The organism is Candidatus Defluviilinea gracilis (assembly GCF_057138825.1).
The window spans coordinates 88552-109014 of the sequence record NZ_DBNHEF010000049.1; the positions used below are offsets into that span (position 1 = coordinate 88552).

18 protein-coding genes and 3 pseudogenes are annotated in these 20463 nt (G+C 54.1%); 9 read left to right on the plus strand and 12 right to left on the minus strand.

Features of this window, described 5'->3' with window-relative positions; genetic code table 11:
* On the minus strand, positions 1 to 3060 hold the full coding sequence (locus AC16KF_RS07100) for a right-handed parallel beta-helix repeat-containing protein (protein ID WP_484036609.1): 3060 nt from the start codon (positions 3058 to 3060) through the stop codon (positions 1 to 3).
* A gap of 168 nt (positions 3061 to 3228) precedes the next feature.
* Positions 3229 to 4107: a DMT family transporter gene (locus tag AC16KF_RS07105; RefSeq protein ID WP_484036610.1), complete on the minus strand. Its 879-nt coding sequence runs from the start codon at positions 4105 to 4107 to the stop codon at positions 3229 to 3231.
* Between the two features lie 240 nt (positions 4108 to 4347).
* Between AC16KF_RS07105 and AC16KF_RS07110 the strand changes: the two genes are divergently transcribed.
* Genes AC16KF_RS07110 through AC16KF_RS07125 form a run of 4 tightly spaced genes read left to right on the plus strand, consistent with a single transcriptional unit; the run spans position 4348 to position 7197 of the window.
* Positions 4348 to 5154, plus strand: a complete 807-nt coding sequence (locus AC16KF_RS07110) for a DUF4388 domain-containing protein (protein WP_484036611.1) — start codon at positions 4348 to 4350, stop codon at positions 5152 to 5154.
* A 26-nt stretch (positions 5155 to 5180) separates the two neighbouring features.
* Positions 5181 to 5711, plus strand: a complete 531-nt coding sequence (locus tag AC16KF_RS07115) for a GTP-binding protein (protein WP_484036612.1) — start codon at positions 5181 to 5183, stop codon at positions 5709 to 5711.
* Between the two features lie 6 nt (positions 5712 to 5717).
* Positions 5718 to 6572, plus strand: a complete 855-nt coding sequence (locus AC16KF_RS07120) for an alpha/beta fold hydrolase (RefSeq protein ID WP_484036613.1) — start codon at positions 5718 to 5720, stop codon at positions 6570 to 6572.
* A 4-nt stretch (positions 6573 to 6576) separates the two neighbouring features.
* Entirely contained in the window at positions 6577 to 7197 is a 621-nt protein-coding gene (locus AC16KF_RS07125; RefSeq protein ID WP_484036614.1) for a 4-vinyl reductase, read from the plus strand.
* Positions 7198 to 7288: 91 nt separating this feature from the next.
* On the opposite strand, the gene fdhD is transcribed toward AC16KF_RS07125, so the two are convergent.
* The 6 genes from fdhD to AC16KF_RS07155 all read right to left on the minus strand — a co-directional run bounded on the left by fdhD (position 7289) and on the right by AC16KF_RS07155 (position 13314).
* Complete coding sequence (fdhD, locus tag AC16KF_RS07130) at positions 7289 to 8068, minus strand: formate dehydrogenase accessory sulfurtransferase FdhD (RefSeq protein ID WP_484036615.1); 780 nt, start codon at positions 8066 to 8068, stop codon at positions 7289 to 7291.
* Between the two features lie 208 nt (positions 8069 to 8276).
* The gene (locus tag AC16KF_RS07135; RefSeq protein WP_484036616.1) at positions 8277 to 9281 is read right to left on the minus strand and encodes an NBR1-Ig-like domain-containing protein; all 1005 of its coding nucleotides are present in this window, start codon (positions 9279 to 9281) and stop codon (positions 8277 to 8279) included.
* Positions 9282 to 10056: 775 nt separating this feature from the next.
* The gene (locus AC16KF_RS07140; RefSeq protein ID WP_484036617.1) at positions 10057 to 10905 is read right to left on the minus strand and encodes a 3-hydroxybutyryl-CoA dehydrogenase; all 849 of its coding nucleotides are present in this window, start codon (positions 10903 to 10905) and stop codon (positions 10057 to 10059) included.
* A 30-nt stretch (positions 10906 to 10935) separates the two neighbouring features.
* On the minus strand, positions 10936 to 11322 hold the full coding sequence (locus tag AC16KF_RS07145; RefSeq protein ID WP_484036618.1) for a four helix bundle protein: 387 nt from the start codon (positions 11320 to 11322) through the stop codon (positions 10936 to 10938).
* Between the two features lie 66 nt (positions 11323 to 11388).
* Complete coding sequence (locus AC16KF_RS07150; RefSeq protein WP_484036619.1) at positions 11389 to 11877, minus strand: DinB family protein; 489 nt, start codon at positions 11875 to 11877, stop codon at positions 11389 to 11391.
* Between the two features lie 240 nt (positions 11878 to 12117).
* Positions 12118 to 13314: a thiolase family protein gene (locus AC16KF_RS07155; RefSeq protein ID WP_484036620.1), complete on the minus strand. Its 1197-nt coding sequence runs from the start codon at positions 13312 to 13314 to the stop codon at positions 12118 to 12120.
* A gap of 176 nt (positions 13315 to 13490) precedes the next feature.
* Between AC16KF_RS07155 and AC16KF_RS07160 the strand changes: the two genes are divergently transcribed.
* The 3 genes and pseudogenes from AC16KF_RS07160 to AC16KF_RS07170 form a co-directional block, all read left to right on the plus strand.
* Positions 13491 to 13697, plus strand: a complete 207-nt coding sequence (locus AC16KF_RS07160) for a type II toxin-antitoxin system VapB family antitoxin (protein WP_484036621.1) — start codon at positions 13491 to 13493, stop codon at positions 13695 to 13697.
* A 2-nt stretch (positions 13698 to 13699) separates the two neighbouring features.
* Positions 13700 to 14095 (plus strand): type II toxin-antitoxin system VapC family toxin, encoded by a 396-nt coding sequence (vapC, locus tag AC16KF_RS07165; RefSeq protein ID WP_484036622.1) that lies wholly within the window; start codon positions 13700 to 13702, stop codon positions 14093 to 14095.
* A gap of 6 nt (positions 14096 to 14101) precedes the next feature.
* Positions 14102 to 14254 (plus strand): annotated as a pseudogene (locus AC16KF_RS07170) (globin domain-containing protein); the annotation flags it as partial.
* Positions 14255 to 15040: 786 nt separating this feature from the next.
* Here AC16KF_RS07170 and AC16KF_RS07175 read toward each other — a convergent pair.
* Positions 15041 to 15787, minus strand: a pseudogene (locus AC16KF_RS07175) (6-pyruvoyl-tetrahydropterin synthase-related protein); the annotation flags it as partial.
* Positions 15788 to 15952: 165 nt separating this feature from the next.
* Between AC16KF_RS07175 and hemW the strand changes: the two are divergent.
* Positions 15953 to 17254 (plus strand): radical SAM family heme chaperone HemW, encoded by a 1302-nt coding sequence (gene hemW, locus AC16KF_RS07180; RefSeq protein ID WP_484036623.1) that lies wholly within the window; start codon positions 15953 to 15955, stop codon positions 17252 to 17254.
* A 16-nt stretch (positions 17255 to 17270) separates the two neighbouring features.
* Here hemW and AC16KF_RS07185 read toward each other — a convergent pair whose 3' ends face one another.
* The 3 genes and pseudogenes from AC16KF_RS07185 to AC16KF_RS07195 all read right to left on the minus strand — a co-directional run bounded on the left by AC16KF_RS07185 (position 17271) and on the right by AC16KF_RS07195 (position 19135).
* Positions 17271 to 17756, minus strand: coding sequence for a hypothetical protein (locus AC16KF_RS07185; protein ID WP_484036638.1), 486 nt, complete (start codon positions 17754 to 17756; stop codon positions 17271 to 17273).
* A gap of 156 nt (positions 17757 to 17912) precedes the next feature.
* A pseudogene (locus AC16KF_RS07190) lies at positions 17913 to 18077 on the minus strand (response regulator transcription factor); the annotation flags it as partial.
* Positions 18078 to 18148: 71 nt separating this feature from the next.
* Positions 18149 to 19135, minus strand: coding sequence for a hypothetical protein (locus AC16KF_RS07195; protein WP_484036624.1), 987 nt, complete (start codon positions 19133 to 19135; stop codon positions 18149 to 18151).
* A gap of 135 nt (positions 19136 to 19270) precedes the next feature.
* On the opposite strand from AC16KF_RS07195, the gene AC16KF_RS07200 reads away from it, so the two are divergent.
* Entirely contained in the window at positions 19271 to 20134 is an 864-nt protein-coding gene (locus AC16KF_RS07200) for an AlkZ-related protein (protein ID WP_484036625.1), read from the plus strand.
* The last annotated feature ends 329 nt before the right edge of the window (positions 20135 to 20463 follow it).

The window sequence follows — 20463 nt, forward strand, 5'->3', positions numbered from 1 at the left end:
CTACGGAACGTAGTACTCAACTTGCAAGATCGGGTGTGATGTGGCGGAGTAGTAATTTCCGCTATAAAACCGAATCCAATCGTTGCCCCGGTCCGCGTTATCAGGAAGTTGGAAGCGCAAGCGGAACTCGGTCGCGCCGGTTAAATTGATATATTGCAACGCGGATGGATCTAATGCCGCCCAATACCAGTCGGTGATCGGGTTATTGAGGATCGTCCCCGCACTGCTCAGGCTGGCTGGCGCTTGAAAATCTCCGCGGTCGAGGCTATTGACCCCCAGCACACCGGAGGAGCCGAAATATCCCTTTCGTATGTCCACGACGATGTTCTGGTGCGTGGTGAACGGGTTGGTTCCCATGTAACTCTGACTGCGGATCATCAGCGTCACTTTGGTCACAACGGCGTTATCGGGCAACGAAGCCGTCGAAAAGTGAAGGATGGAAATATATTGCCGGTCGCGGTTATCGTCGCCGAGGATGAATGTGGACTCGGACGCGTTGCGTGTTCCGCCGCGCTCGCTGGTCTTTTGTGATTCAAGAATCCAACCGTCGTTTGACCCGACCGACCTGAAAACTACAGTGACAGGGATTGGCGCGGGCTTGTTGATCGCGTATATTTCACCATTTAAGAAATTTCCATTGCCGGCGCCCACCCCGCCAAGCGGCTGACCGATCGAGTCGCGGATGCTGTCGTCGTCCAGCGCGTGCAGTTGAATTGTCCCATTGCCTGTGCCGGTGTTCACTTGCACCACATAGCTCGCGCCCGTTTCCGGTGTAACCCCCGCGATTGAAGCGCCGCCGACTCCGGCTGTGGTCAACACAAAATCTACAAACGGCGCAGACCAATCCACGCCGGTCACAGGTTCAGAAAATACCACGCGGAAGCGGACGATGGCTGAATTGGCGGGAGATGCGTCCACGCGCGTGACAGATAGCACTGTCGGGGGTGAATCGACCGGGAACGGCGTCAGGCTTGGCGTGGTTTGAGTCGGCGGGAGTCCAGTTGTGGCTATCTGCGTGACCGGGAATGGCGTGATGGACGGGGTGACTATGGGAGTCGGCGATTGAAAGATCGCGGTCGATGTTGAAGTGAGTGCTGGGAATAGCGTAGGCGTGGATGTGAATACCGCGCCAAATTCGAACGCGCCGCGATCGGGCGCCGAGCCGCTGTATGAATCGTTGATGCCGGGGATGGATGCGCCTCGATCCACATTCGGGCTGGATGCGCTCAGGGTGAAGTTTCCGCCGGTGGGGTCCGCCAGCCCCGGTGGCGAGTCGGTACCGGCGCACTCGAGTCCCGATGCCTTGCAGAAATTGCCGATGCGGTTGTAATTTGCGTTTTCCCATTTGAAATGCGGATTGCTCGAGGCGCGGGTGTTATAGAGGTTGTCGTTGTTCCAATCGTTGTTGGTCGAGCCGCTGGTCTTTTCGGAAAATGTAAACCCGCTCACTTGAAAAATATTGTTGCGCATGACGGTGTTATGAATGGGGCTGATCAGATCCATGCCGTTGGCGTCGGGCGAATTCGTCCATGCGGTATTGTGATAGATCATCACCGCGCCGTCTGAGTTGCGATCCCATTTGAACGCTTTGTTCGTGAAATTCGTGATGGTGTTGCGCGTCACCCACACGGGACCCACTGTGATCGGCGCAAGCGAAATGCCGCTAAAGGCGCGGTCGATGGTGTTGTTGCGGAAGCGCTGATTAATGCACGCGCCTTCGGGTTCCAAACCGTCATCGGCGATATCGTATATGCGGTTATTGTAGATATCCGCATCGAAAGCAATGGCTGGGTCTTCGCCCGCAGGTCCGGAAACGCCGGTGTAGATTCCATTGAAGATATGATGGATCTGATTCCCGCGCGCGATGGCGCCGTTATGCCCGCGTAAGACGATGCCCGTTCCCTCGTGCGCGCTTCCTTTCACGGCGTCCCATTGCCAATTGCCCGCTGTCGGATCGTAGATTTCGTTGTGCTCGATGCGCGTATCGTTGCCGAGGTTTTCGCCGCCCGTCCAATTGATAAATATGCCCAGTTGCATGTTGTGGATCTTGTTGCGGCGGATCACTACATGAGATGAATTCAAAGAACACACGCCGCACCCATCGGTGCGCGTGCCGTAAAAGCGCATTTCGAATCCTTCGATCCAGATCCATTCGCGCCCGTTCACATCAAAAGCATGGTTGAAACGCGGCGCTTGCCAGGCGCGCGCCGCCGGATCGTCCGCGGAACGCGCATAAAGCCGCAAGGTTGCCGCTTCAAAAAACCAACCCTCGGCAATCGGCGCGTTGTTATGTCCTATGCCGTTATTCAACCCGTTCATCGATTCGTATTGATACATGCGCTTGCCGTCCCGCGCGAGATAACCGATGGCGCCGCCTATTTGTGTAAACCAGATATTGGATTTTCCCACTGCTTGAGTCCAGACACTGCCCGAAAGAGTATCTGCCCCTTCGAGGATGGCGCCTCCTCCCTCCGCCTTGACCTGGATCCAGTTCCCCGGCGTTCCCGAAGCGGGGAACTGGACGTTTTCACGATACATCCCGTCTGCTACAAGGATTTGGGTACCGGCGACTGCCGCATTGACCGCTTCTTGAATTGTTCGGTACGGCGCGGCGACTGAGCCGTTTCCACCGGGCGCCGCATCATCGTTAACGCGCAGGACGACAGTCGGCGTGAACGAGATTTCATCGGGTTGCGTGACAACAACGCCGGCAATTTCACTGCCCCCATCCACAACCCTCACATCGTACGATGTGGAGGGGGACAGCCCGAAGACACTGCCCGCCAGCCTGCCATCATCGATTCGTTTAAGAGGATGTCCGCGTTTCCAATCGATCGTCCCGGTTTGTCGATAGAACAATTCGGCGGAGGGTGGCAGGTTCGCGCCGCTTGCCACAACCCCCACAGTTTCGATGTTGGCTAGCAGGCTGATCCCCGTGAATGATATTTGTTTGGAGGATGAAATTTTCGCTTGCGGATGGGAAACTTCACGAGTGAACAGGAGGCACACAAGGAACATCGACGCCATCGCGCGAACCATGTTTGGAAATCCAGGCTTCATGATCTTCCTCCGGAGCCTCTTGTGCCGGATGCATCCCTGCCTGACGATCAAAGCTCCATGCGAGAACAAGTTCCTGCCGCAGTTTCACTGTGTCAAGACAGATTCCGCGAGACTTGCCGGGCAAACCGATCGGTCTCTTGAATCTTCGTTCCAAACGTATTGTACAACTTAATCGGGTTCGGCGCTGGCTCGCGCCGCGATTTCACCCCTCGTCAATAAAAGAACGGCAAGCAGGATCAACCCGCCTCCCGCCAACCCGGTGGGAGAAAGTTGCTCGCCGAACAAGCTTGCCCCTAAAATAACCGTCACAACCGGTTCCAGAGTGGAGAGCATCGCCGCGTTGGTCGGTCCGACACGTTCCAGCCCCGCTAAAAATGCGACGACGGGAATCGCGGTCGCAATGAACACAATGCCAGCCACGGTAAACCAGCCGGAGTTTGTCGTTGGCAGATGCGCCCCCTCGAACGCCATCATCGTTCCGAACACCGCGCCTGCCGACGCAAAGATTACCGTGGACGATTGCACCGGCGAGACGCGCCTCATCACATTTGCGCCGACGATGATATAGACCGAGTAGATCGCCGCGGCGGCGATTGCCATCACCGCGCCAATCGCCTGCCCGCCTTGCGGATCAACGGTCAATGCGGTGCCAGCCAACGCAAGCGCGAGCGCCACGACCTTGATGCGCGTTATCCGCTCGTGGAACACGATCGCCGAAAGGATCAGCACAAAGAATGGATACAGGTACAACAGCAGCGCGACGAGTCCCGCTGAGGCGTATTGGATCGCCGTGAGATACAGGAACGATTGTCCAACATACCCGAACGCGCCCATCCCAATCAATTGGGCGAGTATTTTTCCCCGCGGCAGTGATTCGCGCCGCGCCGCCAGCAAAATCCCCATCAGGATTGCCGCCAGCGAAAAACGGAGGAACAGAACGGTAAATGTATCCATGCCGGCGGCATAGGCGTAGCGACCGAAAATGGCGAGCGTTCCAAAGGCGGCGGCAGAGAGGGCAATGAGAAGGATGCCTGTTAATCGTTGCATGAGACGCGAATTATACACACCGACTGATTACCGTACGGTAATCTAACACACCGACAGCAAACGTGGTTTCCCGAAAAATCATTTGAGACACCCGCGGGAGACGCATCCGCCGGGCTTTCGGACAATTTCCCACCTCTCTTTTTTGACAATTGCGGAAACAGCCATTTTGTTTGACGTGTTCCCTCGCTTGCAAGTATAATCTTTCAATCTCCCACGGTGGGAGATTTTATTGAGGCAACCATGGCTCTGCGCGGCAACTTACGCGATTTCACTATTACTCAACTGCTCAACTTGATCAACCTTGCTCAAAAAACCGGCACCCTCGTGGTGGATGGACCCAGCGAGCAGGCGTACGTGTCGTTCCGCGATGGGAAACTGGCATACGCCAAAGTAGGGCAGGACGATGGGAGCCTTGCGGCGGTCCTTCACAAAGCCAATAAATTGACCGTCAATCAATATCGCGCCATCGTCGAGCGCGCGGGCAAGATCAACGACAAAGAACTGGGATTGTTGCTCATCAACGCGGGGTATTTGTCGCAGGAGGAAATCCTCGCCAACCTGCAATCGTATTTTACCGACGCGCTTCGCCGCCTGTTCACCTGGGTGGAAGGGTTCTTCCGCTTCGAAAGTGAAATGATGGCGCCCGAAGACCGCATCAACGTGCGGCTTGACCTGGAAAACATCATTATCGAAGGTTCGCGCCAATTGCGCGAGTGGGAGCAGTTGCAAGACGAGATCCCCAGCCTCGATATGGCGTTGAAGTTCACCGACCGCCCAATGAAGAACGTGAACCTGAGCGTGGAAGAGTGGCGCGTGGTTTCATTCATCAACCCCAAGAACTCAATGAAGCAGATCGCGCAGACCAACAAGATGAACGATATCGAAATTCGACGGATCGTTTACGGCTTGTTACAGGCTGGGCTGGTGGAGATCGTTCGTCCCGAAGGGATGGTCGTTCAACAAAGCCCGAAGATGTTCCCGACGCAGGATAAAGCGGAACAGAAGTCGCTGGTGAACAAATTGATCGGGCGAATACGCTCGCTTTAAAGGAACAGGCGGAAGGATAAGTTATTATGCAAACAGTCAAAATGGTCGTTACCGGTCCGTTCAGCGCGGGCAAGACGGAATTCATCCAATCGGTCAGCGAGATCGATGTGGTTTCGACAGAGCGTAAAATTTCCAACGCGGCGGAGAAATCCGTCAAAGAAGCGACAACCGTGGCGATGGACTTCGGTCGCATTACCGTGAACGACGATCTCGTGCTGTATCTTTTCGGAACGCCCGGTCAAAAACGCTTCGACTTCATGTGGGAAATCCTTTCCGAAGGCATGCTCGGCTTCATTGTGATGGTCGACAGCACCCGCCCCGAAACCTTCCGCGAAGCGCGCTCGATCCTCGAAACCTTCCGCGCCTACGCGCCCACCCCTTATGTGGTCGCCGCAAACAAGCAGGATATGGAAGACGCCTGGGACCTCGAGGACATGCGCCACGCCCTGCGCCTCGACGGAAAAGTAAAACTTCTGCCGTGCGTTGCCACCGACAAAGGCACTGTCAAGACCGTGCTCGTCGAACTGCTTACCAACGTTCTCGCAGATTTGAAATAATTTTCTGTGTCTTCCATAACCACCGATCAAGGAATCGTTCATTATGAGGTGTTCGGGCGCGGCAAGCCCGTCATCCTCCTGCATGGCTGGCTGGGCTCGTGGGGTCTGTGGCAGGAAACGATGGCATACCTCGGTAAATCCTACCGCACCTACGCGCTCGACTTTTGGGGTTTTGGCGAATCGGGCAAGAAGCGCGAGACCTACGCCATACAAGATTTTGTCAGCCTGGTCAACCAGTTCATGGAGCAGTTGGGCATCTCGCACGCGCCGCTGGTTGGTCACAGTATGGGAGGCACGGTCAGCCTCTCGGTGGCGATCCGCTATCCCGAACGCGTCAGCAAAGTAGTCGTGGTCGGCTCGCCGATCATCGGCTCCTCGCTGGCTATCCCGTTGAAACTGGCTGGATACAAACCCATTGCCTTCATGCTCTTCAACATGATGGGCGTCTTCCGCTTTGGTGTGCGAGTCGCTTCGCCCTTCATCTGTCGCGACGAACGCTTCGCGGAAATGATGGACCGGGACCTCTCGCGGACGACCGTCGAATCATTCCTCCTTTCGATTGCTTCCCTTCGTCGAACGGATCTACGACCCATGCTAGACCAGGTCAAAGTGCCCGCCTTGGGCATCTACGGCGACCGAGATATTATCGTGCACCCCAAGCAATGGCAACCCATGCAACAGGGAATCGCTCATGCGCAGGTCGAACGATTCCCCCTACTGGGCCACTTCCCCATGCTCGAAGAGCCGCGCGTGTTTGCAGAAAAACTTAAAGCCTTCCTCGACCAAGATAGCGCCGCACTCGCGCGAAAGACCTCCCCCCGGGCTGTTCCACAAAAAACATCACCCTCGGTGACCTTGTAACATCATGATCGACACCTTCCATTATCCGAATCGTATGGGGCGGATCATTTTGCTATCCATGGAAGAAGTGATGGGGCGCAACGGCGTCAACGCCGTGTTGAATCTTTCCTCCCATAAAACATTGATCGAAAATTACCCAGCCGATGATTCGAAACTGAATTTCCCCTTTTCCACCGTAAGCGCGCTGGGCGGAACGTTGGAGCAGGTCTACGGTCCGCACGGCGGACGCGGGCTGGCGACCCGCATCGGGCGCGCCTGTTTCAATTACGGAGTCCGCCAATATAGCGGGCAAATGGGACTGACCGAGATGGCGTTCCGACTGTTGCCCCTGCCCGCCAAGTTAAACGCGGGCGCGCGGGCGTTTGCCGAACTGTTCAATAAGTTCACCGACCAGCGCGTGCGGATCGAGGAAAATGGGAACACTTTGCTTTGGCACATCGAACGCTGTCCCTTGTGTTGGGAGAGGCGGTCGCATGAACCGGTCTGTCATCTGGCGGTCGGGTTATTGCAAGAAGCCTTGTATTGGTTGAGCGGAGGGAAGATCTTCCACGTGGAAGAACAAACATGCATCGCCGCGGGAGACCAAACCTGCGCGATCGCGATCGATCCCTCGCCGATGTTATAAATCACAATTGACAAGGCTTCACGAAAGTTCTATCGGCGCGATTTGCCAGGCGCTATGAGCCTCATCGGAACCGGTCGGCATGAACTGCCGGCTAGCGAAGCGACTTGACCCTTTGCCCATTGGAATATACGTTGAACCTGTGCCTTCGCGCATATCCAATCAATGTGATCCCATACAATTCAGCCATTTCGATCGAGAGCGAACTCGGCGAGGTGCGCGAGATTAGGATCGGCGCGCCCAGCCGCGCGGCTTTTTGAAGCATCTCGGAACTAATGCGCCCGGTGCTGATGAGAATTTTTGTTTCGGGGAATTCATTGTTCAGCACGCACTGCCCCGCAATCTTATCGAGCGTGTTGTGCCTGCCGATATCTTCCGCGGAGTAAACGATCTTTTCCCCATTACTGAGCGCAGAAGTGTGAACCCCGCCGGTCTCGCGATAGAGTTCCTGCGCGGCAAAAAGATCTTCCACCAGAGCGCTGATTTGTTCAGGATCGAATTGAGGCTCGTGGGATTTGAATGACACCTCCACACGGGCGAGGGTTTCCACCGCGGTCAGCCCGCCCGCGCAACCCGACGTTCTCTTCCACGATTTGGGCTGTTCCACACTCCGATTGAGCCACACATCCACGTTGTCGCCGTGTTCGCACAAGCGCACATCGGCAACCTCATCCATGCGCTGGATGATGTTTTCGTTGTACAGGAACCCAACCGCCATGGCTTCGAGATCGACCGGGGTGCACATAAACGTCAGCCAGACCTCCCCGTTGACGGTGAGCGACACCGGCGCTTCGACGATGGTCTCAGCGTCGTAGCCTTCCCATTTTTTGAATTCGTATCTTTCGTAGTGGATCGATTTTTGAGGGGAAATCATTCAATCTCCTGCGCCTGTTGCGGCGCGGCATGGATTGTACCCGAAGGCGGCACCCTGTGGTTGTTCGGCGCGGTTAAGGGGGCGGCTATTTCGGTGTGTAAAGACACAGAGACCGCAGAGATTTTGAGGTTTTCTCTCTGCGGTCTCTGTGTTCTCTATGGTGAAGAGGGTTTTCACACACACTTGCTTCGCCTCATCCCTCGGTTCGCTAGGGCGCTCCGAAGACCACTGCGTAATATCCAAAATCACCGAAGAATGAATACCCCACGCCAACCTCTGTATATTTTGTGGTGAGCAGATTTTGTCCATGCCTTGGATCGGTTTGGTCGGTTGCCCACCATGCGACCACCTCTTGCCCGGAGGGTGGCGGGTTGCGCCCATACACATTTTCGGTCACTGCGCCGGAATATCCGGCGGCGGTGGCGCGTGATTGCGGCGTGGAGCCGTCTGACCCGCTGTGGACGAATAGGCTGTTGCATGCCATGTCGTTGCTGTGCGCTTGCGCGGCGGCGGTTAACGCGGGGTTGACGGTTAACGCCGGGAGGCCGTTATCTGCGCGGTAGGCGTTGACCGCATCCACGACCGCGCTCGTGTTCGTTGAACTGACGGTAAACGCGCAAGTTGCCGAAGCAGACCCAGGTCCGCCTGACGCGGTGGTTGCCGTCCCGACGGTGATGATGATCCACAGCGAGGTGCCGTTGTCGATCGGCATGGCTTCGCCGGCAGGGTTGCGCAGTTCGTAGTCGCCTCGGTAGGCGGCGTCTTTCGCCGGCGCGATCATGTTCACAGATATATCCAGTGTTTTGCCCGGTTGCGTGGCGCTGAGCGGCTTGGAATCTGGCGCGCCCATTTGTTCGCCGCTGGTGAACACAAGCGTGTATTTGTCGGTCCAGGCGCAGGTGCCGGTATTTTTCACCCGCCAGGTTTTGACGAACGCTTCGCTTTGATCGAGGTTGGTGTTATCTGGCACGGTCACATCGGATACGAAGGCGGCGCTGTCGGCACAACCTGACGAATTCGACTTGGCTGTAGGCGCGGCGGATGATGTGGCGCTTGCTTTGGATGCGGGCGCGGCAGGCGAGGGAAGATTCGCCTCAGACGTGGGCGCGGGAAGAGTGGTTGGATTCTCGTCAGGTGTGGACGTTCCTCCCGCCGCGCAGGCTGAGAGCGCCAGCGTCAGCAGGGCAACCAGGGAAAACGTTTTGCGGAACATGATATCGTCTCCTTAATGGGTGAACAGTAAACTACCTACCTGACAGATATAAAACAAGACGCAGACATTTGCGCCGAGCGCCAGTGCGGCGCGAACGCTGAAATCGCCGATACAGATGGATTGTTCAGAGTAGCCTCCCCAAAAAATCTGAGTCCGTCTGCGTTTTCACCTGCCCTTGCGGGCGGCGCTGGGGCAGGTGTCCAAAGGTGAATCTGTCGGGTGGCTGGAACAGTAAACAGTGTTTCAATAAAACGCCTTGTTGTCTTGCTAAAAGGTTGTAGGTTGTTTTTAATTGGGGTAGTTGGGTTATGGAACATGACGATTGCTCTGTCTTGCGGGCATTTCTCACAAAGGGGCGAAATAGCCGTCCACGAGTGGGATCACGAATACTTCAACAGGCTCAGTGCAAACTTGTGTGAAGGGAGGACAAGCTCATTTGTTTCTTCGCGGTTGGAATTCGTAAAGGGTTATTCTGAAGAGCGGCGCGTTTTTCTTCGGCAGGTAGAACTTTAAATGCAGTCCAAAAGACTTCTGCGGTGACTTAAGTGGTGGTCATAGAATAAATCGGCTCTCCCGTTTCTGACGGGGTTGCGACTCGCAGGAAGATTCTTTTCCACGAATTTACACGAATTTTTTAAACACTCCGTGTGAATTTGTGAAATCCGTGGCTAAGGTTTTTGGGCTTTCCCGTTAATAACGGTAGAGCCAATAAACCTTCTTGCTGATGGTCAAAAGTATAGCACAACCCAACTGCTAACTGATCACTGATAACTGATCACTCGTACGTATAAAACCCTCTCCCCGATTTCCTTCCCAAATACCCCGCATCCACCATCTTGCGGAGCAACGGCGCGGGGCGGTATTTGTCTTCGCCGAGGTCGCGGTGCAGGACTTCCATGATGAACAGCACCACGTCGAGACCGATCAAATCCGCCAGCGTGAGCGGACCCATCGGGTGGTTCATGCCGAGTTTCATCACCGCGTCAATCGCTTCTTTCGTGCCGACTCCCTCTTGCAGGGCGAAGATCGCTTCGTTGATCATCGGGCACAAAATGCGATTTGAGATGAAGCCTGGCGCGTCGTTCGCTTCCCACGCTTCCTTGCCCATGACCTTGCACAGTTCCAGCGTTGTGGCGAGAGTCTCTTCGCTGGTGGCGAGACCTTTGATGACCTCCACCAGTTTCATCAACGGCACGGGATTCATGAAGTGCATCCCGATCACTCTGTCGGGACGTTCCGTCTGCGCGGCGATTTTGGTGATCGAAATGGACGATGTGTTGCTTGCCAGAATCACACCCTCGCGCGCGTTGGCGTCCATGTCTTTGAAAATTTTGAATTTCAGTTCGGGGTTCTCCGTCGCGGCTTCGATGACAAAGTCCGCGTCTTTCATCGTGTCCATGTTCGACGCGTATTGAATCGCGTCGGCGGAGGCTTTGCCCTCAGCGGAAATTGTTCCCTTTTCGAGCAGTTTCGCCGTGGACTTGGCAATCGCGGCTTTGGCTTTCTCCAGCGCGGCGGGTTGAACGTCCATGCACGTGACTTGATACCCCGATGTCGCCGCGACCTGCGCGATGCCGTTGCCCATTGTCCCTGCGCCGATTACAAATATTCGTCGAATAGTCATGTGGTCTCCTGGTCGTATTGTCTCGTAGCCCTATTGCGATGCGGTTGGTCCGCGTTTGGATTTTCGTAAGTATGCGATGAAAGCGTTGACGGATTTCTTCGTTGTTGTTGCCATATCGTGAACCCGTTGGAAGTCTTCGGCACTTACGTATTTACGATCGAGCGCAAGATAGATTTCGGATTGAACTTCGCTAGCAGAACGTCGGGCATATTTCAAAAAGCGGATGAATTCTATGTCGGACCCATCGTCGAAACCTTCCGCGATGTTGTGCATGATCGAACCAGCGGCTCCCTGAATTTGGTCTCGTAAGCGAAAGTCTTTTGAGAATCTGACCTGCTCGGTCAAGTCATAAACCTGATTTGTCAATTCTCTCGCCTGTTGCCACGCCCGAATGTCCTCAAACTTTTCAATTTTCATTTTTCCTCCATGACTGATGTTAATGACCATCCAACGATTTGACCATGCGACCATCTGACCATGTGACTATCCGACTTTATCTCTCCAAATTTTGTAATTGTTCTTGATCTGCTCAATATGTCCAGGAATATGCGCCGAATAAATATTCAGCCACTTCTCGAACGTGTACGGCTCATCGTATTGTGGATGTTTCCCTGTGTGTTCAAAAACTTCGTCGGGTTGTTTCTTGAGCAATTCATACGTCGTCTTGCGGACGAGTCTCACAACGTCCAACGCGTCTTCCCAACTTTGATCGTGATAATCCAGTTCGATTGCCCACTTGTCCTGATCGTATCCCATGAACGCGCCGCCTGGCTCGACGATCAACTTGCGAGCGCGTAACGCGGCGTTTGATTCTGAATCTGCCAAATGCACCAACACCTCATGCACGCTCCACTCCTTCGGCTCAGGCTTAAACTTCCACATCTCGCGCGGGATGTCTTTGAGAGTCTCCATGAGCATGGAATATCCATCGCCATAAAGTTCGATCTTTTCGTTGCGTTCTTGTTTATCCATTGCATTCATCCCTCGGTGGTCGAGCGCAAGCGGTCGAGACCACCAGTAACCAAAATATTTTATGTTACAAAATTTAGTATGCGTACCTGTGGTTTCGATACATCCCGCGACAAGCATCGCGGGACTACTCAACCACCGTGTTTACTTGTTTGCAACACTTCTGTACACTCGCAATTCTCTAATCCTCTAATTCTCCGTTCCTCAGTCTCCAGTCTCTAATCTCCAATTACTACTTACCACTCACTCCACCTCCACCGCCATTGCGACCGCCTCGCCTCCACCTAAACATAAAGAGGCAATGCCGCGCTTCAACCCACGATCTTTCAAAGCATACAACAACGTCGTCAACACACGCGCGCCGCTTGCGCCGAGTGGATGCCCCAACGCAATCGCGCCGCCGTTGACGTTGACCTTGTCCCAATTCCAGCCTTGATCTGCCAGCGCGTACCCGTCCGCGAGAACTTGCGCGGCGAAGGCTTCGTTGAGTTCGATCAAATCCACGTCGGATAACCTCCAGTCAATTTTTTTCAACAATTTCGGAATCGCATGAGCGGGCGCGGCGAACAAATATTTCGGTTCGACTGCGGCTTGGGCATAGCCCACCACACGCGCCATCGGTTTTAATTTATTTTTTTCCGCGTAAGCGCGCGACGAGATCACAACTGCCGCCGCGCCGTCGTTCATGGGCGATGAATTTCCAGGAGTCACTTTTCCGTTTGCTTTGAAGGCGGGCTTGAGTTTGGACAATGCCTCGAGAGTCGAATCTTTGCGCGGACCCTCGTCCGTATCCACGATCACTTCGCCTTTGCGCGATTCGATTCGGACGGGGACGATCTCAGGCGCGAATCGGCCTGCCGCTTGCGCCTCAACAGCCTTCCCGTGCGAGCGAAGCGCAAAGTTGTCCATCGCCTCGCGCGTCACCTCGTATTCATCCGCAATAAATTCTGCCGCGTTGCCCATGCTCCAATTTTCGAACGGATCCCACAAGCCGTCTTTGAGCAGCACGTCGGTGAGCGGCTGGTCTCCAAATTTTAATTCGCCCGAACGACCCGCGACGAGAAACGGAGCGCGACTCATCGATTCGAATCCGCCCGCGACGAAGAGCGACGCGTCGCCCGCCCGAACAGCCTGACTCGCCATCATCGCGGCTTTCAACCCCGACCCGCAGACTTTGTTGATTGTGCTCGCGCTGACCGTGGCGGGGATGCCGCTCAAAATTCCCGATTGACGCGCGGGAGCCTGTCCCTCGCCCGCCTGCACTACGTTGCCCATGATAACTTCTTCGATCTCTTCGGCGTTGATGCCTGCCCGCTCCACCGCGGCTCTCACGGCGATCGCGCCAAGTTGCGTCGCAGGGACGGAACTCAGCACACCTTGAAATTTTCCAATCGGCGTCCGCGCGGCGGATAAAATAACGGCTTCTGTTTCTTTGGTCATGGGTTTCTCCTGAATGAGGCGATTATAAAGCCAAATGTGTCACTGTCATTGCGAGCGAGCGTTAGCGAGCGAAGCAATCCCCAACACTATGATGGAGACATTTTCCTCGTAGGGGATTGCTTCAGTGTATAATACACACAACATGTGAAAATTATACACATGAGAAAGAGGATGCGATGCGAACCAACATTGTGTTAGATGACAAGCTTATCGGACGCGCCCAAAAAGTAACGGGCATCAAAACCAAACGCGAAGTGGTACATGAAGCATTGCGGTTGCTCATCTTGTTGAGTGAACAAACTGATGTGCGCACTTTGCGCGGCAAGATGGCTTGGGTTGGCAATTTAGATGAACAGCGTCAATCGCGCGTTTCAACGAACTGACCATGCTTCTCGTTGATACCAGCGTTTGGGTGGATTATTTCAATGGAATTGAGAATCCACAGACCGACTATCTCCACGAAAACCTAGATCGGACCCCGATATTGGTTGGTGATTTGATTCTCGCTGAAATCTTGCAAGGCTTTCGGAGCGAGTCTGATTTTGAGAAGGTTCGCCGTGTGCTTGGCAAGTTCATTCAAGCCGATATGGTTGGAACGGAGTTAGCGGTTCAGAGCGCGAGGAACTTTCGGTTCTTGCGCCAAAAAGGGATTACTGTTCGCAAAACCATAGATAGTTTGATTGCCACCTTTTGCATCGAAAACGACCATCAACTGATACATAACGATAGCGATTTCGATGGTTATGAAAAGCATTTAGGTTTGCAAGTCGTTCATCCATAACTACTTATGATTGACTCCGAACATTCTCTCTACGAACTCCTCGGCGGCGAGACGGGCGTGCGCAAACTGGTTGACCGCTTCTACGACTTGATGGATTCCGCTCCCGAAGCCGCGGACATCCGCGCCATTCACCCGAAGAGTTTGAAGCACTCGCGCGAAAATAATTGACGCATCGGAATCGTAAACAACGACAAACTCATTTGAGTCACGCAAAGCTTGTTCAAGGATCGAAGGTTGCGAATCGTATCCGCCCTCTGCGTTGGGTCGCTCGCGGCGGATGTAGAGGTAATCAAAATCCCAAGTTGAAAGACAATCTATATCTTGATTCAAACACGACTGCGCGTGTGTATACTGGCGTAAACTTTCCAGCAGTGGAAGTTCAGGCGTCCACTCGTGACCTTGCGCGGTGACGAGACTCGTCCGTTCGGTGAGGGCGGGGAACCACTCTGAAAGCGGATCGCTCAACGCCGCGTCACCGGTCAGCACGAGGAAGCGCGAGTCGGCTGGCGTGTTGTTGCGAATCCATGCGAACGCTTCTCGCTCCTCGGGCAAGAGTCGGAGTTGATTTCCCATCTGCATCGAGGCGATCATGCCAGAGAGAAATAAATATGCCGAGAGCCCGAGCAGGACGCGGCGCGAGAAATTCGAGTCGAATACACTCTCGTTGGGGGAGGGGAGGGCGAGTCCGTTGAGGGTTGAATCAAGTCCGCGCACGGCGAGCAGGATGAGGGGAGTCAAAGAAGCGAATGGCGCCGCGCGCGGGTCGCTCAAAAAACTGAGTCCGATCCACGCGGGGAGGAAAAAGTCGCGGCGGCGGAAATCCGCCAGAAGACCGATGAAACCAAGAACTGCAACGATGTCGAGGATCGCTTCGCCGCTCAGGTTGAATTGAACGAGGTACAGAAGCGACGAGGCGTAATCTTTTGGGTGCGCCGTGAGCGCGGCTTGAAACGGCGCGACGCCGTGACGATGGAGGACAGTGAGCCACCACGGCGAGGTGAGCGCGAGCGTGAGCGCGGCTGTGGCGAGGAGATGCAAAAAAGTTTTTTTGTCGCGCAAGAAAAAGAGCGCGAGGATCAACACGCTGAACGCGGTCTGAAATGTGATCTCTGGATGCGTGAGCGTGAGCAAAGACGCGCTGATCGAAAGAGGGATGATGTTGCGCGGCTCTTTTGTTTTCAGCAATTTGTACGCGAACGCGAGCGCGAGAAACGAAAAGACCAACGCGGGCGCGCGCGTGACGCCTCCGCCCATGATCGTCCAATCGAAACTTTTGGGAATCATCGAATAGAACAACGCGGCGATGGAGGCGTGAAGCGCGTCTTGTGTGAATTGAAGCGCGAGAAAATAAAACGCGAGGATGGCGAGCGTGGATAGGATCGCGGGGAGATAGGTGAAAATATCTAACAATGAAATTTTTAGAGCGGATTGAATTATTCCCGCCAAATAAAACCCCAGCGGCGGATACACAAACGGGATGCCCGAATTATTATAGGTTGTCGTCTCTGGCAACGCAAAATGATTCGCTTGTAGGTCGCGTGTCATTTGGAAGAAGAGTCCGCCGTCGTTGACGGGACCGTTCGCGCTCATCGGCGCGGCGAGTCGGATCATCAAGCCGAAGAGGAGCGCGGTGAGGAGAATTAGTTTTGCGAATTGGTCGTTGTTTTGCATAGGTGTATTGGGCGTTGTCATAAATAATCCGCAGATTTTGCAGAGTAGACAGATTGAAAAAACAATTTTTACCGCGAAGGCGCGAAGAGCGCTAAGTTTTCAAAGGTTTTCTTCGCGCCCTTCGCGGTTTAAGTGTGATCTGCGGATGGCGTCTATTTTACTTGCACTTGTGGTAAAACATTCCCCGTGTACAGCCTCTATTTTCACATCCCATTTTGCGCGCATCGCTGTGCCTATTGCGACTTCAACACCTATGCGGGACAGGAAGCATTGATCCCCGCCTACGTGGATGCGTTGTGTAAAGAGATTGAATTTGTCGGCTCTCGTCGCGCTGAGCGGACACTGAGCGAGCGACAGCGAGACGAAGTGGCAGACGAAGCGCAGGTGCATACAATTTTCTTCGGCGGCGGGACTCCCTCGCTTCTTTCCCCAAGTCAATTTGATTCAATTTTCCGCAGCATTCGCGCCAACTTCAACTTGACCGACGATGCGGAGATCACCATCGAAGCGAATCCCGGTACTTGCTCGTTTGCGAATTTGCTCGAATTGCGCTCTATCGGAATCAACCGCATCAGTTTCGGCGTGCAATCTGCCAACATGGAAGAACTCCGCATGTTGGAGCGGACTCACAACTTCTTCGATGTGATCCAAGCCGTGACCTCCGCGCGCAAAGCGGGATTCGGTAACTTGAATCTTGATCTCATCTACGGCTTGCCCGAACAGACCCTGCAAACGTGGCAAACCTCCCTCCAGCGGATTCTCGACCTGCATCCCGAACACATCTCCGCCTACGCGTTGACCCTCGAACACGGCACGCCGTTCGGACGCTGGTCCGCAAAAGGATTGATGCCGCTTCCCGACCCCGATCTCGCCGCAGAAATGTACGAATGGGCGAGTGAAACTCTCGAAGAGAATGGTTATGTCAATTATGAAATTTCCAATTGGGGGAAACACGTCGAAAGTCGAAAGTCGAAAGTCGACTCTTCGACCTTCGACTTTCAACCTTTGACTCCTTCTTTTGCTTGTCAACATAACTTACAGTATTGGCGCAGTCTCCCCTACCTCGCCTTCGGCGCCGGTGCGCACGGATACGTGGACGGCTACCGCTACTCCAACGTGTTGCGTATCAAAACCTACATCGAACGGCTGAACACTGATCACCGTTCACTGATCACTGCTTTTCCACTCTCCCCGGTAACGGTGAATCACCACAAACAAACCCTCCAAGACGACATGTCCGAATTCATGATGACCGGTCTACGCCTGACTCAAGAAGGCATCTCCGAATCCGAATTTGCGGATCGCTTCGGAACATCCCTGCGTGAGGTCTATGGAAAAGAAATTGACGAGTTGTTGAAGTTGGGATTAATTGAATGGTGTGAATCCCCCTCTCCCAGCGGGAGAGGGGCTAGGGGTGAGGGAGAAACCCTACGCATTACGAAACGCGCCTGCCTGCTCGCCAATCAGGTGTTTATGAGGTTTGTGTAAAAAAATTGACCCAATCTCACTTGTACCATGTAGCCCCGCAGAAATGTTCGGGCTGATCGGGCGCTCGAGGCGTGGAGGGTTCAGGCTGTCCGGGTCCCGCCATATCGAATACATCCATCCAGAACCCCATAAATCCCGGAAACGCTCCTTCGGGGACGTGCACCCAACCGTCTTTTGTTTGCAGGAAGAAGGATCCAGGCGCGTCACAGCCTTCGTCAGAAAGGCTGGACCCATCCGCGCGAGCGGACGCGTGTACTTCGGCGATCACATACCAAACGTGAGTCCTGCGTCCATTGAATGAATTCGTGCCCGCATACAGGATTTTTACCTGTCGGTCGGCGGAGTATCCTATGTCCATGAGGGCTCGCATTCCCTGTTCGGCAGATTCGTACACGCCTTTGGAGCGCGCAATGTTCAACTGTGTAAATGTGTACACCCATGAGGATACAACACATGCAAGGATAATCCCCAACGTGATAAGAGTCATACGCATGGTTCTCATCTTTAACTCCTTGTCCAGAAGAGTTTTGAGTCGGATTGTAAACAGGCTTTCACCATCTTGATTATCTATACTTATTCCTGGTTTCGCAACTGTGGATACCCGTAGCATTTCATTTTGAGTCACTCCTGTGGCTTCCCCCAGTTTCAAAATCAACTCAACTTTTGAAGTAACCTGGAATTTTTCGTAGATGTTCTTCAGGTGAAATTCAACCGTGCGTTCTGTAATGCCCAGCATGGACGCGACTTGCTTGTTACTCTTCCCCGCCAGGACAAGTGTTAGCACCTCTGTTTGACGTTTGCTCAAAATTTGACTTGAGGTCATGATTATATTTTTACTGTAACCAGTTAATCTTTTACCGACAAGCAGATTCTATTCACTGGTCTATCCCTTGTTCAAGCTGTAGTCACCATCCTCCAAATCGCGGGCGCGACGTGGGTCAAATCCGTCATCCCGCGCGTGAACTCCTCCCGCGCGGACTTGCTCCCGAGCACGATCAACGGCACATCCGCATCCGTGTGCTTGCGCGTGGACACATCCTCCATGTTTCCATGATCCGAAGTCACCAACACCAACAACTCCCCCTCCTCCCACCTCCCACTTTCCACTTTCTTCTTTCCTCTTTCCTCAACCTCCGACCTTTGACCTTCGACCTCCAACCCCTCCACCATCCCCCCAACCACTCCATCAAACACCTCCATCAACCCCACCGCCGTTTCCATCTGTTGCTTATGCCCCGCATAATCGCTTGCCCAATATTCGAAGAACGAAAAATCATAGTCCATTGCCAGCGAGATCAACCTTCGTCCCGCTTCGCGCGGATTCATCACCGGCGCGTCGGGGAAGCCGAGCATCGTCCGCCAGCCTTCGCCGGTGAAATCGGCTGAGAGCGCGCGCCCCGCGACTAGATCTTCATACGTGAACAACTCCAGCCCGGCGTTCGTCACTGCCAGCGGAATGGACGAGTACAACCGCTTGCCCGAATCGATTCCCTGAAAATAGCGCGGCGGATACGCGTTGAGCAATGCGGTTCGCTTCCCTGCGGCGACGCATTTCGAGAACAACGTCTCGCCGTCCAAATACGCCGCCACTTCGGGATTCGGTTTCGGTCCGTAGTGATAACCGAGTTCAGCCGAAATATTTTTCCCGGTCAACAACATCGCCTGCCCCGTCGCAGACTGCGGCAAACCGTCCACGCCCACACCAGCGTCAATTGCGATTAGCGAAGCGTGTTCCCCGTCGAACGGCGCGGAATCTCTCACGAGCGAACGTCCGCCCAACAGCGCGTTCAAGTTCGGCATCTTCGCCCGCGCCAACGGATTCGTTTCGGGATTGTCCTCGCCCAATCCGATCCCATCGAGAAAAATAAATAGGACGCGCATGTCGAGGATTATAATCCACGAAGAATCCAAACCTGACAGGTTTTATCGCGCGCGCTCCTGTCGTGACGTCTGTCCGCCGAAGCACCATGATGGATCGAGTCTCATCGGAAACCTGTCAGGTTTTTACAGGACATCATGCCCACCATTGACTTGAAAAAATTACAAACGCATCGTACGCGGACGTTCAACCTGCCTCCCCAGCGGAGGCTTGCCTCGCCCGCCTCAGCCTTGAAGTTCGTGGACGCGCGTGGCTTCGTCTACTTCTGGCCCATCAAAGGCATTGACCTGCCCTCGCTGTGGACAGCCGTTGCAGGCAATCGTCCCGTCGCTGATGCGCATGATGATCCCGGTCACATCACGTGGGGATGGAAAGACAACGCGCTCGATAAAAAGATTTGGTATTACGGAAAAATTCTCCGCAAAAAAGCGACGATGATCTCGCTCGAGATCGCGCCGTATTTTTACGCGCTCTCTGAAAATTATGGCTCGCCCGACGAAGATTATCTGCTCGCCTACGAAGAGGGGAGGTTGACTCAGTCCGCAAAGCAGGTGTACGAAACGTTGCTGAACGAAGGTTCGCTGAACACGCTCGACCTTCGCAAAGCCGCGAAACTGTCGAACGCAAAAGATTCTGAGTTCAACAAAGCGTTGGAAGTTTTACAAGCCGACTTCAAGATTCTCCCCGTCGGTGTGGCGCAAGCGGGCGCGTGGAAATATTCGCACATCTACGAGATCGTCCCGCGTCATTTCCCATCATTGCCTGAGCAAGCGCGAAAAATCGGCGAAAACGTGGCGCGCGCGAAACTGCTCGAACTCTATTTCGAATCCGTCGGCGCGGCGACCGAACCCGACGCGGCAAAACTCTTCGGCTGGAAAAAAGAATTGCTCGCGCGCGCAATCGCGGGACTTGTTCAGAAAAAGATCATCGTCGAATCTGAACACCCCAAACAAAAGGGGAAATGGTTGGCGTTGCCGAAGTTGGCAGGAGCGCGGACTTAAGTCCGCCCCCGATGACTTGCTCAATGCCTAAGAGTCGGTACATTAATAACTTCCCGTATGTTCGCTCGCAGTTGCACTGCATCCCCAACAGGCAGATACAATCCCGAAGGGATGAAAGGATTCTAGAATTTTGCAACCCGGTTCCCAAATCCCGAAGGGATGACATAATTTTCAACCTCTGACACCCCTTCGGGATTGAAAACGTTGATCTTCCAAGATCTATAATCATTTGACCCGTTTTGACACGGTGAGCGAAAGACGAACCGTCAACACATCGCCTTCGGGGTCTGTGGGTAATTGGCGTATTGCTCGGTTTAATTGTTAAGCGG

Bases quoted from the DNA above. Each gene is read 5' to 3' on its own strand.
- AC16KF_RS07100 (WP_484036609.1), bottom strand. From the start codon at position 3,060: ATGAAGCCTGGATTTCCAAACATGGTTCGCGCGATGGCGTCGATGTTC.
- AC16KF_RS07105 (WP_484036610.1), bottom strand. From the start codon at position 4,107: ATGCAACGATTAACAGGCATCCTTCTCATTGCCCTCTCTGCCGCCGCC.
- AC16KF_RS07110 (WP_484036611.1), top strand. From the start codon at position 4,348: ATGGCTCTGCGCGGCAACTTACGCGATTTCACTATTACTCAACTGCTC.
- AC16KF_RS07115 (WP_484036612.1), top strand. From the start codon at position 5,181: ATGCAAACAGTCAAAATGGTCGTTACCGGTCCGTTCAGCGCGGGCAAG.
- AC16KF_RS07125 (WP_484036614.1), top strand. From the start codon at position 6,577: ATGATCGACACCTTCCATTATCCGAATCGTATGGGGCGGATCATTTTG.
- fdhD (WP_484036615.1), bottom strand. From the start codon at position 8,068: ATGATTTCCCCTCAAAAATCGATCCACTACGAAAGATACGAATTCAAA.
- AC16KF_RS07135 (WP_484036616.1), bottom strand. From the start codon at position 9,281: ATGTTCCGCAAAACGTTTTCCCTGGTTGCCCTGCTGACGCTGGCGCTC.
- AC16KF_RS07140 (WP_484036617.1), bottom strand. From the start codon at position 10,905: ATGACTATTCGACGAATATTTGTAATCGGCGCAGGGACAATGGGCAAC.
- AC16KF_RS07145 (WP_484036618.1), bottom strand. From the start codon at position 11,322: ATGAAAATTGAAAAGTTTGAGGACATTCGGGCGTGGCAACAGGCGAGA.
- AC16KF_RS07150 (WP_484036619.1), bottom strand. From the start codon at position 11,877: ATGGATAAACAAGAACGCAACGAAAAGATCGAACTTTATGGCGATGGA.
- AC16KF_RS07155 (WP_484036620.1), bottom strand. From the start codon at position 13,314: ATGACCAAAGAAACAGAAGCCGTTATTTTATCCGCCGCGCGGACGCCG.
- AC16KF_RS07160 (WP_484036621.1), top strand. From the start codon at position 13,491: ATGCGAACCAACATTGTGTTAGATGACAAGCTTATCGGACGCGCCCAA.
- vapC (WP_484036622.1), top strand. From the start codon at position 13,700: ATGCTTCTCGTTGATACCAGCGTTTGGGTGGATTATTTCAATGGAATT.
- AC16KF_RS07185 (WP_484036638.1), bottom strand. From the start codon at position 17,756: ATGAGAACCATGCGTATGACTCTTATCACGTTGGGGATTATCCTTGCA.
- AC16KF_RS07195 (WP_484036624.1), bottom strand. From the start codon at position 19,135: ATGCGCGTCCTATTTATTTTTCTCGATGGGATCGGATTGGGCGAGGAC.
- AC16KF_RS07200 (WP_484036625.1), top strand. From the start codon at position 19,271: ATGCCCACCATTGACTTGAAAAAATTACAAACGCATCGTACGCGGACG.